Source organism: Agrobacterium bohemicum, assembly GCF_002896715.1.
Taxonomy (GTDB): Bacteria; Pseudomonadota; Alphaproteobacteria; order Rhizobiales; family Rhizobiaceae; genus Agrobacterium; species Agrobacterium bohemicum.
Genome location: NZ_PGEL01000027.1, coordinates 379,373 through 393,270, shown reverse-complemented (window position 1 = coordinate 393,270; position 13,898 = coordinate 379,373). Strand labels below are relative to the sequence as shown.

The following is a 13,898-nucleotide window of genomic DNA, read 5'->3' as shown; positions in this document are numbered from 1 at the left end:
AGCTCCTAAANTAACGGTATGAGACTGTCAGAAGAAAGTCGTTCCCTTCTTTAGTCATCAATCTCTATTGCGCGCATTTACCACCGATGCGGCGGATCAACAATCAGGGGTGAAGCAAATGTCGTCAGCGTTCGGCGCGTTCCAAAGGTACGAAGGCGGTGCCGTTCCATTGCTGCAGGCGGTAGGGATTGTTTNGCAGCTCGTGACGGTCGTTGAATGTGATCTGACCGATGACGGTTTCGAAGGTGGTTCCGACAAGGACGGCGGGTGCGGGTTTGCTTTGCGCTTCGGCGAGCTCGACAAGCTTTGCCGCAATCTGAGTCACGGCATAAGCGGGTAGAGCGTACCCCTCCGGCTGGACGTTGGCCGCAAGCAATTCCCTGACCGCTTCCGTAGCCATGGGAAGGGACGCATAATCGGGTATAGCGATGGCAAGCACACCGGGTTGCAGGGCCACCGGGCTGTTGGCCGCCCTCATCGTGTCACCGGAAAGGATCGTCAAAGGAGCCTTTTCCGCAGCCGCATCGCGCGCTATGATCGCCACATCGTTACGCTCCGCGCCGATGAACACATGGGTGATGCCGGTACGGCTCAGCCGCCTTACCAGCGCCACCTGTTGTTCCTGCGAAGGTCGTAAGGTGTCGGAGAGAGTTGGTTTAAGACCGGATTCTTCCAGCTTGGCACGGATGCGATCCACCAGTTCACGGCTATAGATCGTTCCGTCATCGATAAGCCCAACGGAATGGCCCTTCCAATCGCGCAGCATGGTCTCAGTTGCCGCGTCCGATTCAGCCGAATCCGATGGTGCAAGTCGAAAAAGCGGCCAGCCACGTTTCAGAGCATCTTCCATCAACCCGGAGGCCCGGCTCGATAGGGTGATCGCTGGGATCGCGGCGTCCTTTAAGGTTGGCAGCGCGTCAGCCAGGGTTTCCGTACACAGAAAGCCAACGACGACACTAACCTTCGCCGCAACCAAACCATCGGCAATCGCACCGCCGCTGCCTTCTTCGCAGCTCTCGTGAATTTCCATCACGTCGAGGCCTGCTTTCGCTGCTGCAATCTTGACACCCTGGCGCACCTGCTGGCCCAGCAGCTCATAGGCACCACTTTGCGGTGCGACAACGCCAATCGTCGCAGCGCTGGCGGTGCCTGCCATAGCAAGGCTGGCAGCAATGGTGAGCAGGCGAATTAAATGCATAGTGCAGCCGGTTTCCTCGTTCTATGCAGCGATGTGTATCGACAGCTGACGGTTTGCAAAAGAGGAAATGGCTTCGAAANCACGCATCGACGTAAATTTTCGGGCATTTTCAGCGATATAGGCTGATCACAGCCCATCACGAGCGATGTTGCCGCAGGTGCCGAAAAGCATCTTGGGCAAAAAGCGATAGCGGATGAGGAGGAGCTTCGACGTCGAACCAGCCCATATCCGACAATTTGTCGGGCTCAGTCAGGCTCGGTTCGCCCTTGATGTCATTTGCCACATAGATGAGCGACAACCAGTGTTGCCCGTCTGCCGGGATAATCTGTTCGCTGAGGCAAAGAAAGCGGACGTCGCCGATGATAAGGCCGGTTTCTTCTTCGGCCTCACGCTTGGCAGCGGCAGCGGCGGTTTCCATGTGGTCCACCTTGCCGCCGACGATACTCCAATGTCCTGCTTCCGGCGGTTTGACCCGCTTGTAGAGTAACACCTTGCCATCGCGCTCGATGACAAGTCCGGAGCCAACGCCTGGAATATCGATACCAGGCTTCATAATCAGGCTTTGGCGCTTGCCACGATCAACATGAACGCGGGAATGTCGTCACCGAAACCAACTGGCGTCGGACCATCATCATGGTCGCGGTAGTGGCGGCGACGATTATCGTCGTTCGCAGGCGGTGTCGCGTTGTGGTTCCGCTCGAAATTGCGAGGTGCTCTTTCTTGCTTGCGTTCTGCCTTCAACTTGTCGCCTCCATTTGCCGCAATTTCCACAATGGCGGCTGGCTGAATGATTTTTTCTTCGATTTCAGGCTGCGTGACCGTTTCCTGAATCTGAACCTGAGTCTGAGGAGCGGCATCGCGGCGGTTTCTGTCACGACCGCGACCGCGTTGTTCCTTTTCCTTGCCACGGCGCGGGCGCTCGGAAGCAAAGCTCTCCATCGGTGCTGGCAACGCGGTCAAGTCACCGCTCAGCCATTCGATCTTTTCGTTGATCAGCTTTTCGATGGCGTCGAGATACTTGGTATCGCGGCGGTTGACGAGCGTAAACGCAGCGCCGGAACGACCCGCACGACCTGTACGACCGATACGGTGAACATAGTCCTCTGCATGGATCGGAACGTCGAAGTTGAAGACGTGGCTGACATCGGGAATGTCGAGACCGCGTGCCGCAACGTCGGAAGCGACGAGCAGGGTGATCTGGTTATCCTTGAAGCCCGCTAGCATCTTGGTGCGCGAGTTCTGGTCCATGTCCCCGTGAAGAGCGCCGACCGAGAAACCGTGACGCTCGAGTGAGCGGAACAGATCCGCGACATCCTTCTTGCGATTGCAGAAAATGATCGCGTTTTTCAGGTCTGTCTGGGCATTGATGAGATCGCGAAGAATGGCGCGCTTCTCGTAATCCTTGTCATGCGTGGCGACGATACGCTGCGTGACTGTCTTCGCGGTCGAAGAAGGCTTTGCGACTTCGATGCGAACCGGGTTCTGCAGGAAGCGATCAGCCAGCTTCTGGATTTCTGTCGGCATGGTCGCCGAGAAGAACAGCGTCTGACGTGTGAATGGAATCATTTNCGCGATGCGTTCGATATCGGGAATGAATCCCATGTCCAGCATGCGGTCGGCTTCGTCGATAACGAGGATCTCGACGCCGGTCATCAAAAGCTTGCCGCGTTCGCAATGGTCCAGCAGGCGGCCGGGGGTGCAGATCAAAACGTCTGCGCCGCGCTCCAGCTTGCGGTCCTGTTCATCGAAGGAGACGCCACCGATGAGAAGTGCAACATTGAGTTTGTGATTCTTGCCGTATTTTTCGAAGTTCTCAGCCACTTGTGCGGCGAGTTCGCGTGTTGGCTCGAGGATCAGGGTTCGCGGCATTCTTGCGCGCGCACGGCCTTTTTCCAGGAGGGTCAGCATCGGTAAAACGAACGATGCCGTCTTGCCCGTTCCGGTTTGCGCTATGCCGCAGATATCGCGGCGTTCCAGCGCTGGCGGTATCGCACCTTCTTGAATAGGTGTCGGTGTCGTGTAGCCGGCACTTTCGATAGCAGAAAGAACTTTTTGGCTTAGGCCAAGATCAGAGAATGTTGTCAAAGGAAAAACTGTTTCCGTGTTGGTTCGAAAAGAACACTTAGCTGTCATAACGGCGACGCCGCAGACTGTAGCGGCGAAATAGGCCGAATTAGCCAGAAAGTCAAGGAAACAGGGATTTATCCCAAAATAATACAGGTTGCCGCACATGTAATGGCATGACCGGCAATTGTGCGGACTTAATTCAATCGCGTAACTTCCGTTGCGAACCTACTATTGAAGGTATGTTTTGAGTTCGGTTCCGGCAACCAGAAACCGCATGGGGTCGATAGGGTTATCGTTTATCCGGATTTCATAGTGCACATGCGGGCCGGTTGAGCGCCCTGTACTGCCAGCTTTTCCGATGATATCTCCGAGGCCTACCTTGTCGCCCTCCTTGACCAGAATCTGCGACATATGACCGTAGCGCGTGGTGATGCCTTTGCCGTGATCCACTTCCACCATATTGCCGTAACCGCCGGAAAAACCTGCGCTTGTTACGGTTCCCGCGCCCGTCGTGTGGATGTCGGCGCCAGTCGTGGCCACGAAATCCACTCCGGCATGCAAAGCAAGGCGTCCCAGGAATGGATCGATGCGGTTTCCGAATCGGCTTGAAATCTCGCGACCAGGGGCAGGGTTTCCAAATGGAAGTGCCTGCGCCGTTCCACGCACTGTCTCTAACCGCTTCAGCGCGGTGTCGAGGTTGCTCAGGGATGTCTCGAACGTGCCTGCGCTGTCCGTTACCGGTTCAACGAACGGACCGCCGATGCCTTCTTTTGCTGTATTCTCGACTTTGACACCTGTACTGCGGATGATATCCGCCATGGCGTCAGCCTTGTTTTCCGCACCCGTCGTGAGAGAAGCGATTCGGCTCAGTTGTTCGCTTTCGACCTTGCTCAGCGATGCGATCATTTTTGAGAGACTGCGTTCAGACAGTTTTTCGCTGCGCGATCCATATGTAAGGCTGCCCTTCAGATCGGTCCTAGCGGATTGCGATGCCAGCATATTGTCGATAGCACCGGTCGCGTCGCCAGAAAGGCTGGCCTTCTTCTCGGGCAGGTAAGCGTTGGCGGCAGGTGTGTCTTGCGCGTTGTCGGATAAGCCTGATTTTTCAGCACGTTCCAGCAGTTCACTCATGCGGCCATGGCGCGAGGTGAGGGCGTGTTGTTGCGCCATCAACCGCTCGACTTTCCGTTCCACTGCTTGCTGATCCAGCAACTGTTTGGACGTCACGCGATCGACTTGCGCACGCAGGGCAGCAATTCTGTCCTCATACTCTCGCTGAATGCGGGACTGGCGGGCGATAGTCGCGCCCACCAGATCGTCGCGAAGAATGAGGTATGCCGTTGAGCCGATGTAACCAACGCTGAGCAGGCCAGCCAGGCACAAGCCCGTGGCGGCGAGCCAAGGACGGATGGTAAAGTGGCGCACCTTGTCGCCACTTGCGAGAATCAGAACATGCTGCTGGCGTTTTTNGCCAAATGCCAGGTTTTTACCCGCTCCCGTCAAAATCCATCCTCCAGCCAAGTCTCGTTCGGCTGGATAGTAATTTGTTAAGGTTAACGAAGTTTTGACTTTATAGGACCGGCTGGCTCTTAAAGAGCTTTGATCGCGTCGAGAACGATCTGCGCGTGGCTGGGAACTTTAACCTTGTTCCAGATTTGCGCGATTTTACCATCCGGCGAAACGAGGTAGGTCGTGCGCTCTACACCCATATATTTTTNGCCATACATGCTTTTCTCTTTCCAAACACCATAGGCCTCCAGAACCTGGCGTTCTTCATCAGAGGCCAGCATGACGGTGAGGGAGTGTTTGGCGGCGAACTTGTCGTGGCTTTTGACCGAATCGGGCGAGACGCCGATTACCACGGCATTGGCGGCCTCGAACTCCGCGCCCATTGCGCTGAAATCGATGGCCTGTGCGGTGCAGCCGGATGTGTCGTCCTTCGGATAGAAATACAGCACGACAGCCTTGCCACTCAGGGAGGACAGGCTGATCTCGCCGCTGCCGTTCCGGGGAAGCGTAAAATCCGGAGCCTTATCGCCTACATTCAAATCTGTCATGGGGTGACCTTTCATTCGCCGAATTGTTGAGTAAATGGGCCACTATTCGATATATACCGAATAAGAGCTTCGTCCAGTCTTGTGGCGAGTCAGACGGTGTGATTGGTTGAGACCGTCACTCCGAACAGGCCCTGATGGTGGTTTCAGGCCGTGGCAATTCCGGGAGGAAGCACAAGCGGATGGCGGAAATTCGTGGCGAAAAGGTTAGCTTCAGCAAGCGCGATATCACGCCGCTGCATGCGATGCCGTCCGCACAGGTCGAAGACCCGATTATCGTAGATTGTCCGCGGCCGCGTTCCATGTTGCGCTCACTCATAAAGGTGTTCGTAGCACTGGTGATTCTGGCCTTCATATCTGTCGGCGGCATTATCCTCTCCATCGAAACAGGCTCTATCGATAGTGCGCTGTCAGGTCAGGCAAAGCTAGCGTTAGAAAAAGCGCTTGGTTCTCGCTACGAAGCCCGGATCGGCTCGACATCCGTGCGCTTTGCGTCCGGTTTTCAACTCGCGCTCGTGGCGCAGGATGTCGATATAGTCGAGCAGGACACGGGCCAGCATCTCAGTCGGGCGCGTGCCATTGGAATGGCGCTGAATCCTCTGGCACTTTTGACCGGTCGGGTCTCGGTCCAAAGCCTCGAAGCTAGTGGGATGGAACTGGACACGGCGCTTTTGCCGAAGGGGAAGGGAATCGATCTTGCGAAAATGCGTATCGATGACATTCCCTCCTATCTGAACATCGCCTTCACTGAGCTGGATGGCTTTGCGCAGGCATTTGAGCGCAGCGGCACAGAGGAAATAGATCTTTCGGATATCGCCATTCGTCTGCCGCCAAAAGAAGACGGGCGGATGCGGACGATTTCCCTTCGAGAGCTTTCTCTCATCCCGGATGGTGCTGGCGGATATTCGCTGGATGGAAATGTCGCATTCAATGGTGAAGTAGCGACGCTTTCGCTTGCTGCACAAGGGGCTGCTGGTAGCATCAGTGGCTTTACTGCAAGGCTCGACGGCTTCGATGTCGGGCCGCTTCTGGAACAGCATGACCCCGAAGGTCTTATGCATCAGGGCCTCAACGTCAAAGCTGGCTTCAACATCACCGGAACCCGGGAGCAGGCAGATACAAAGCCGGCACTTGCAGTGTCGCTCGCGATTGGCGATGGCAAACTCTACATTGGTGGTGATGCGCAGCCTGTGTCTGATGGCCAGATCAACACCCGTTACGATTTCGACAACAAGGTCGTCGTCATCGAAAATTCCCGTCTGACACTAGGGCCGACCATCTTGCCCATTCGCGGCCAGATAAAGGATAATCCTGATGGCTTCGATCTTGGCATTCGCATGGACCAGGCGACCGTCGTTGCGGAGGCGGGCGGCGAACCGCCGGTGACATTCAATCTCGAAGCTGACGGAACATTCGACAAGACGACACACCAGCTTGATGTTCCCGGTCTTTATGTAAGAAGCGCGCTTGGCGACATGGCTGGCTCGCTGAAGGTGCATTTCCTGGCGCAGGGCTCGCCGGAAATCAGTTTCGGCGGACAGATCGCAAAGATGGAGGCCACAGCGGTCAAGCAATTATGGCCGTTCTGGATGGCGCGCAAGGCGCGTCCCTGGGTCGTCGCAAACCTGTTCGGTGGTACGATCAGAAACGGCTCTATCGCAGTCTTCATTCCGCAGGGCAGAATGTGCGGACCCGGCTGCCCGCTGGAACTTGCCGCAAGCGAATTGCAGATAAAATTCGACGTGGACAACACACGCTTGAATGTTGCGGGAGATATACCGCCACTGCGAGATGCTTCGGCGCATTTCGAGCTGGTCGGTGAGAAANTCGACGTCAATATCATCAAGGCGACATCCTTCTTCCCATCGGGCCGCACGCTTGCACTGGATAACAGCAAGTTCTCGATAAAATCGGTTTATGACAAGCCGTTGATGGCAGATCTCGATCTTAACGTGACGGGGGACGCGGATGCGGTGGCGGAACTGGCGACGTTCCAGCCGATCAACGCACTGAAGGATACAGAATTCAAACCGGGCGATTTCGCCGGTCAGGTTAAGGCGAATGCCAAATTAACGATTGGCCTGCTCGCCAGCCAACAGCCACCGCCGCCGGTCTGGACTGCAAAACTGGATCTCTCAGACGTCTCGCTGACGCGGCCATTTGCCGGTCGAGCCATCACGTCTATTAATGGTCCGCTTTCCATCGACAATGAAGCGCTTCGCCTGAAAGGCAAGGCACGGATCGACGATGTTGCGATGGACCTCGACCTTGTCCAACCAACCCGCAAGACCAGTACGGTTGCCCGACAACTGGTGATAAAGGCGACACTTGAGCCAGGGCAGATTGCAAAGCTGGCGCCAGAGCTGACCAAGTTGCTGGGTGGCACGACGCTGCTGGAAATCAACAGCAGCGACATGCGCCGTCAGACCGTCAAGCTCGATCTATCCGATGCTTCCATAGTTTTGCCCGGTATTGGCTGGACCAAGGGCGCGGGCATTCCTGCCAATGCCTCTTTCGTGATGGAGGCAGTCGACGGACGTACCTCGATCAGCAACTTCTCTCTCAAAGGTGATGGTTTCGGCGCAGCCGGTGATCTCGCATTCGATAAGTCCGGTCTGACATCGGCAAATTTCACGCGCTTCCAGCTGTCACCGCAGGATGACTTCGCCGTCGCCATCTCGTCATCGCGAAAGAACTATTCGGTAACCGCAAGCGGCAAGTCTGCCGACTTGAGGCCACTTATTGCACGGCTGCGCAGTTCGTCGGCGAAAAACGGCGGAGCGTCGTCCCCATCATCACCCGGCAACGGTGATTTTGGCTCGTTCTCCATCAAGACGCAGCTCGACAAAATTTACGGCTTCAACGATGAGGTGATGAGCAACGTCAATGCGGACATCAATCTGCGCGATGGCAAGCTGCGCACGATCGATCTGAAAGCAGTCACCAGTCGGGGACAGGCTCTGGTGGCGCAAACCATCAATCGCGGCGATGGCGGTACCATCAATCTCACCAGCAGTGACGCAGGCTCCTTTGCCCGCTTTACCAACCTATACTCGCGCGTTCGTGGCGGCTTGCTCAACCTCGCGCTGACGACAGCCAATGGGAATGACTGGAGCGGCTCTCTCGATTTGCGGAATTTCGCCGTTCTCAACGAAGCCAAGCTTCAGGATATCGTCGCCACGCCGACTGGACAGGATGGCCGAAGCCTTAACACGGCAGTTCGCCGCAACATCGATGTCAGTTCAGAAAAATTCCAGCGCGGGTTCGCACGCGTGGTTTACGTGAGTGGAACCCTTGCCCTCGAAAATGGCGTGATCCGCGGAGAGCAGATTGGCGCGACTTTTCAGGGCATCGTGAAGGATCAGAATGGCAATATGGATATGACGGGAACGTTCATGCCTGCCTATGGTCTCAACCGCCTGTTTGCCGAGTTACCCTTCATCGGAATTTTCCTCGGCAATGGCCGGGATCGCGGTTTGCTGGGCATCACATTCAAGCTTACGGGTCAAACGGATGCGCCACGCCTGGCAATCAACCCATTGTCGCTGATTGCACCCGGCGTGTTCCGCCAGATATTCGAGTTTCAATAAAACCCATCTCGGGGCATCATCCTCTAAAGGCGAGACGTCAAGCAGTTCAACCACATCTGATCTGTTGTCAGCGATCCCGTAGTCTCAGTTCGTCGGTTTGCATTTGGAGCGAACCAAGTGTGGAGAGGAACGTCATTCCGAGCAGGCTCTGGTCCAATTGCCCCTCCTGTGCCACCAGCGCCGACACGTTTTGCCGCACGATCGGGCCGATGGCGATTTCGGACAGGCGCACGGGTGCGGCTGACGTGCGACCGTTGGCGNTCATGACCGTGACTGAATAGGATAGGTTATCCACATTGATTCCGACCGCTTCGGCATCTGCTCTCGCTAGCACTACCGAGCTTGCCCNTGTGTCCACCAGCATATGCACTGTCCCGTCATTGACCTTGGCATCCGTCTCGAAGTGTCCGCTCATGGACTTGTTGAGAATGACTTCCTGTTCGCCATTTNGAGTCGTGACGACAACGGCGCGGCCTGGGATCAATCCCGCCAGAACCCGTTCACNGACACGCTGGAAATCATAGCGATAGAGATAGATCGCAATGAGGCCGAGGATGATGACGAGCCATATGGCGAGTTGACGCACGACCAGTCCCAAACCGCCGCGATTGCCTGCCAATATGCCTGCGGAAAAANGTGCTGCGATGGGCACGAGATAGACTGCGCGTCCGAATTGCTCATTGTTGATGCCGAAGGTCTGGCCACTGTCATTATTGATAATAAGCAGCGCCAGACCGATGCCGAGCACGAGGAAAACGAAGATCAGTCTGTTCATGCGATCAAAGTCTCCTCGTTGTTCACCGAGCGTCTACCGTCCGATCTCCGGGGCAGATCGTTCATGATCTTTCGCCGCTCATCATCCGTGTATCGTGACCAGTTCATAATTTCGTCAATGCTTCGGTAGCAGCCAGCGCAGGAACCATCAGGCGTGTTCAGTGAGCATATGTTGATACAAGGTGTTTCCATCACTTTATATCTGCACGTCACGCAATGAGAGCAAGTGCGATCAGCATCACAATCTCTGTGATCTGTTGGGTGGCGCCGATGGTATCACCGGTGTGACCATCGATTTTTNGATCGCACAGACGGTTGAAGAGATAGGTGACGCCGAAGGGGACAGCGAGTGCGACGACCAGAAGCAGGGGCTGGAAAAAGGACAAGCAGAGAAAAACTGCGATGCAGAAACCGTAAGTGATCGCACCCTTTCGTTCACGCTCGCCCGGCTGACCCGCCATTGCCGCGCTGCCGCCTTCTCTGGCTGGCGGCAGCGTCTGCCAATGCCAGACCATCAGGCCACGGCTTAAACAGGCTGTCGCAATCAGGCAGGCTGCTACGGCAAGGGGTGAAAGTTCACGCATCAGGGCGGCAATGGCTGCTGCCCTGATGAGGAACGACAGCACCAACGCAATCGCTCCATAGGTGCCAATGCGGCTGTCCTTCATAATGTCGAGCGCGCGTTGTTTCGTTCTGCCGCCACCAAAACCGTCTGCTGTGTCTGCAAGCCCGTCCTCGTGCAGTGCGCCGGTCATCAAGGTGGCGACACTAAGAACGATGGCGGCGGACATCAACGGGTCTGCATCCAGCCATGTGAGAAATGCCGCCAAACAGGCCGCAGGCAGCGCGATCAGAAAGCCCGCGACGGGGAAGGCACGTACCATCTGGCCCAGCGGGCGCTGGTCGTCTTCGAAGAAGATGTCGTTTACGGGAATGCGGCTGAGAAAACTCAGCGAGCGCATCATATCCGTCAGAAAATCCCCGGCCCGCAATCGTCTCTCCTTTAGTTGAGGAGGCGCTTGTTGCATTTGAGGTTGTTCCTCCGCGCATCCCCGATTATGAGAAGCGCAACAAAGACCGATTTGCCGGAAAACACAAGCGCCCGGCACCACCAGAAAGACCGATATCATGAGCATGAGCGGACTGCCTTTNGACGATTTTCGGACGCTTTTGCGCGACCTTCCAGGCCCGGACACCTTCGCGCTCGTGGCCGCCAAAGAGCGTAACGCGCAACTGACCAAGCCTGCTGGCTCGCTGGGGCGTCTGGAAGAGATCGCCATGTGGTTGGCCGCGTGGTCCGGTCGTGCACCTGCCGTCAACCGCCCTTTGGTGGCGATTTTNGCTGGAAACCACGGTGTTACCAGGCATGGCGTCACACCTTATCCGTCGTCGGTGACACAGCAGATGGTGGAAAACTTCGCCGCCGGTGGTGCCGCCATAAACCAAATTTGCGTGACGCATGATCTGGGCCTGAAGATTTTCGATCTGGCGCTGGATTACCCCACCGGTGACATCACCACCGAGCCGGCTTTGTCCGAGCGCGATTGCGCAGCCACGATGGCATTCGGGATGGAAGCAATAGCCGGTGGCACCGATCTTCTCTGCATCGGTGAAATGGGCATCGGCAACACGACCATTGCCGCTGCGATCAATCTCGCACTCTATGGCGGTACGGCGGAAGAGTGGACCGGACCGGGCACTGGCTCCGAAGGCGATGTGATGGCGCGCAAGATTGCTGCTGTGAAAGCAGCCGTGGAGTTCCACAAAGACCATCTGTCCGATCCGCTGGAGATCATGCGCCGTCTCGGTGGACGTGAAATCGCGGCAATGGCCGGTGCCATTCTGGCCGCGCGTGTCGAGAAAATCCCGGTTCTGATCGATGGTTATGTGGCAACCGCCGCCGCCGCACTCTTGAAAGCGGCCAATCCTGCCGCGCTCGATCATTGCCTCATTGGCCATGTCTCCGGCGAGCCNGGGCATCTGGCCGCTGTCGAAAAGCTTGGCAAGACGCCACTTCTCGCACTTGGAATGCGTCTGGGCGAAGGCACGGGTGCAGCACTTGCCGCTGGCATCGTCAAAGCCGCAGCAGCCTGCCATTCCGGTATGGCAACCTTCGCCGCCGCGGGTGTCGATACTCGTACAGACCACTGAGGTCGCCATGGATAAGCCGAACACCCCACAGCAGCCAGAACCGGTTTTCCACAAGGAGACCGGGTTTCGACATCTCTTCGCCGCAGCGCGTTATTCCGCTCAGGGGCTTTCACGCCTATGGAAAGAAGCGGCCTTCAGACATGAGGTTCTGGCCTTCGGTGCCGGACTTGTGCTGCTGGGAGTCATTGGCGCGCCAGTTGCGCATTATCTGATATTCACGGTTCTGATGCTTTNGCTGTTTTCCGTCGAATCCCTCAATACTGCCATCGAAGAAATCGTTGATCGCGTCTCGCCGGAATTTTCGTCGGCGGCGCGTCATGCCAAGGATCTCGGGTCATTCGCGGTATTTTGCCTTTTGCTGGCGAATGGCGGCTTTGTCCTCTATTCGCTTGTCAGCACGATGTTGTTTTCATCCATTGCGATTTAGGCGAAAGACCGTTTGCGCGGTTGAACCACCTGCACGTCTTCAACGGCCGGAATACTTTGCAGCACGCGTTTTGCCGGCAGAATGGCAATCACTTCCGTCCCTTCACGCAGCTTTGATTTCAACACGAACTGACCGTCATGCTTGGCCAGAATGGCCTGGACGATGGGGAGGCCAAGGCCTGTACCCTGTTCCGCGCTCTTGATTGCAATGGAGCCCTGACCGAAGGCCGACAGAACGACTGGAATTTCCTCTTCAGGAATGCCGGGACCGTTATCCTTAATCGACACATATTGCCCGCCGCCTGCCGTCCAGCCAGCCTTGATACGGATTTCCCCGCCTTGAGGGGTGAATTTTACCGCGTTGGACAGCAGGTTGAGGATGACCTGACGGATTGCTTTTTCATCTGCCCATACGTGGGGCAGGGTGGTTTCGAACTGCTGCGAAATGCGAATATTCTTGCCGCGTGCCCTCAGCTGGATCATGCCGACGCAATCATCCGCTATTTCCAGAAGCGCTACGGCTTCTTCATGCAGATCGTAGCGACCCGCTTCGATGCGGGACAGATCGAGGATTTCGTTGATGAGGTCCAATAGATGCTGACCGGAGCGGTGAATATCCCCGGAATACTCCTTGTAGAGGGGGTTATTCAACGGTCCCAAAACCTCCGATGCCATGACCTCGGAAAATCCGAGAATAGCATTCAGCGGTGTCCGCAATTCGTGAGACATTGAAGCGAGGAAGCGGGATTTGGCCATATTGGCCTCTTCGGCGCGCNGTCGGGCTTCATCCGACATGGATTTCGCGACTTCCAGCTCCGCAATCAGGTCGTCTTTTTCGGACTGGAACGATAGAAGCTTCAGGTTGGTCAGATAGAGCCGCTTCGTTACGTGGTGGCAAAACAGCATTCCCAGAGCAAACATCAACGCAAGGCCGATTTCCATCGGGTTACGAGACAGGGCGGCGGTGACGCTGAGCGCGACGAGCACAGGCAGAAACGTCATCAAAGTCGCGCGCCGCAGCAGAAAGTTTGAAGTCGCGGTAATCGATAGGGCGATCAGAAGGGTCGCGCCCTTGTAGAACGTAATGAGCGACGCATCACCCGTCTCTATTGTCTGGAGCGCAAACAGGACCCAGACGAGACCTATGACGATTTGCGTGGTGAGAAAGATATTGTGCCATGCCGGGAGATTGGAGGCGTTGACCTCCCGGTGGGAAGCCCTGCGCGCAAAGATCAGCGCCAGCGCATGCGCTGTTAGAGCCAGCACGGCCCAGCCGAGAGTTTGCGGGTCACGACTGATGTAGATGCCCACGCCCGTTGCGAGAACGATGAACAAAGGCATGATCGTCGCGCTCTGCAAAGTCTCCGCAATATGCATTTGCAGCATGTCGCGTTCGAAGACGTTAGTACCCACGGGGCCATATTGCAAGCGCTCACGCGTCAACTTCACCGTCTCGAAGACGGCCTTGTTGCGCCGCGTCCGTGACCGGTCGACGATGTTCTTGTCCGCAGTGGTGCTAGCGCTTTTACTCATCGACACAACGCTGGTGATCTAAAGACTTGCAGCCTAGTGGCAAATTCTTAAGAAGATGCTGCGGTTAAAGGATTTGTTTGCCATTTCTGAAANGGGTTTATTGGT

12 protein-coding genes are annotated in these 13,898 nt (G+C 56.2%); 3 read left to right on the top strand and 9 right to left on the bottom strand.

Annotated features, from left to right (window positions below):
* Positions 1-124 precede the first annotated feature (124 nt).
* The 5 genes from CUC55_RS17320 to bcp form a co-directional block, all read right to left on the bottom strand.
* Positions 125-1,198, bottom strand: coding sequence for a branched-chain amino acid ABC transporter substrate-binding protein (locus CUC55_RS17320; RefSeq protein WP_103088636.1), 1,074 nt, complete (start codon positions 1,196-1,198; stop codon positions 125-127).
* A gap of 136 nt (positions 1,199-1,334) precedes the next feature.
* Positions 1,335-1,754, bottom strand: a complete 420-nt coding sequence (locus tag CUC55_RS17315) for an NUDIX domain-containing protein (protein ID WP_103088635.1) — start codon at positions 1,752-1,754, stop codon at positions 1,335-1,337.
* Entirely contained in the window at positions 1,754-3,331 is a 1,578-nt protein-coding gene (locus tag CUC55_RS17310) for a DEAD/DEAH box helicase (protein ID WP_483415409.1), read from the bottom strand. Before CUC55_RS17310 ends, CUC55_RS17315 begins: the two co-directional genes overlap by 1 nt.
* A gap of 162 nt (positions 3,332-3,493) precedes the next feature.
* Positions 3,494-4,768 (bottom strand): M23 family metallopeptidase, encoded by a 1,275-nt coding sequence (locus CUC55_RS17305; RefSeq protein ID WP_103088633.1) that lies wholly within the window; start codon positions 4,766-4,768, stop codon positions 3,494-3,496.
* Between the two features lie 86 nt (positions 4,769-4,854).
* Positions 4,855-5,322, bottom strand: a complete 468-nt coding sequence (gene bcp / locus CUC55_RS17300) for a thioredoxin-dependent thiol peroxidase (RefSeq protein ID WP_103088632.1) — start codon at positions 5,320-5,322, stop codon at positions 4,855-4,857.
* Between the two features lie 134 nt (positions 5,323-5,456).
* Here bcp and CUC55_RS17295 point away from each other — a divergent pair, with 134 nt between their 5' ends.
* Positions 5,457-8,909 carry a YhdP family protein gene (locus CUC55_RS17295; protein ID WP_425352861.1) on the top strand — a complete coding sequence of 1,151 codons (3,453 nt, stop codon included), beginning with the start codon at positions 5,457-5,459 and terminating at the stop codon, positions 8,907-8,909.
* 67 nt (positions 8,910-8,976) lie between these two features.
* Here the strand turns inward: CUC55_RS17295 and CUC55_RS17290 are convergent, their stop codons facing one another.
* From CUC55_RS17290 to CUC55_RS17280, 3 genes are read right to left on the bottom strand one after another with little or no spacing between them, the layout of a single operon-like run.
* Positions 8,977-9,684 carry a TIGR02281 family clan AA aspartic protease gene (locus CUC55_RS17290; RefSeq protein ID WP_103088630.1) on the bottom strand — a complete coding sequence of 236 codons (708 nt, stop codon included), beginning with the start codon at positions 9,682-9,684 and terminating at the stop codon, positions 8,977-8,979.
* Entirely contained in the window at positions 9,681-9,875 is a 195-nt protein-coding gene (locus CUC55_RS17285; protein WP_082760114.1) for a DUF1289 domain-containing protein, read from the bottom strand. The genes CUC55_RS17290 and CUC55_RS17285 overlap by 4 nt, the downstream gene beginning before the upstream one ends.
* A gap of 17 nt (positions 9,876-9,892) precedes the next feature.
* Positions 9,893-10,711 (bottom strand): adenosylcobinamide-GDP ribazoletransferase, encoded by an 819-nt coding sequence (locus CUC55_RS17280; RefSeq protein ID WP_103088629.1) that lies wholly within the window; start codon positions 10,709-10,711, stop codon positions 9,893-9,895.
* Between the two features lie 100 nt (positions 10,712-10,811).
* Between CUC55_RS17280 and cobT the strand changes: the two genes are divergently transcribed.
* Together cobT and CUC55_RS17270 are read left to right on the top strand one after the other, a co-directional pair.
* On the top strand, positions 10,812-11,834 hold the full coding sequence (cobT, locus tag CUC55_RS17275) for a nicotinate-nucleotide--dimethylbenzimidazole phosphoribosyltransferase (RefSeq protein WP_103088628.1): 1,023 nt from the start codon (positions 10,812-10,814) through the stop codon (positions 11,832-11,834).
* 7 nt (positions 11,835-11,841) lie between these two features.
* Positions 11,842-12,261, top strand: a complete 420-nt coding sequence (locus CUC55_RS17270) for a diacylglycerol kinase (RefSeq protein ID WP_103088627.1) — start codon at positions 11,842-11,844, stop codon at positions 12,259-12,261.
* Here CUC55_RS17270 and CUC55_RS17265 read toward each other — a convergent pair.
* A complete protein-coding gene (locus tag CUC55_RS17265) occupies positions 12,258-13,793 on the bottom strand; it encodes a sensor histidine kinase (RefSeq protein ID WP_103088626.1) in 1,536 nt (511 codons plus the stop codon). The two genes, CUC55_RS17270 and CUC55_RS17265, sit on opposite strands and share 4 nt — an antisense overlap.
* Between the last annotated feature and the right edge of the window lie 105 nt (positions 13,794-13,898).

Coding starts and splice junctions, on each gene's coding strand:
- CUC55_RS17285 (WP_082760114.1), bottom strand. CDS start 9,875: ATGGAAACACCTTGTATCAACATATGCTCACTGAACACGCCTGATGGT.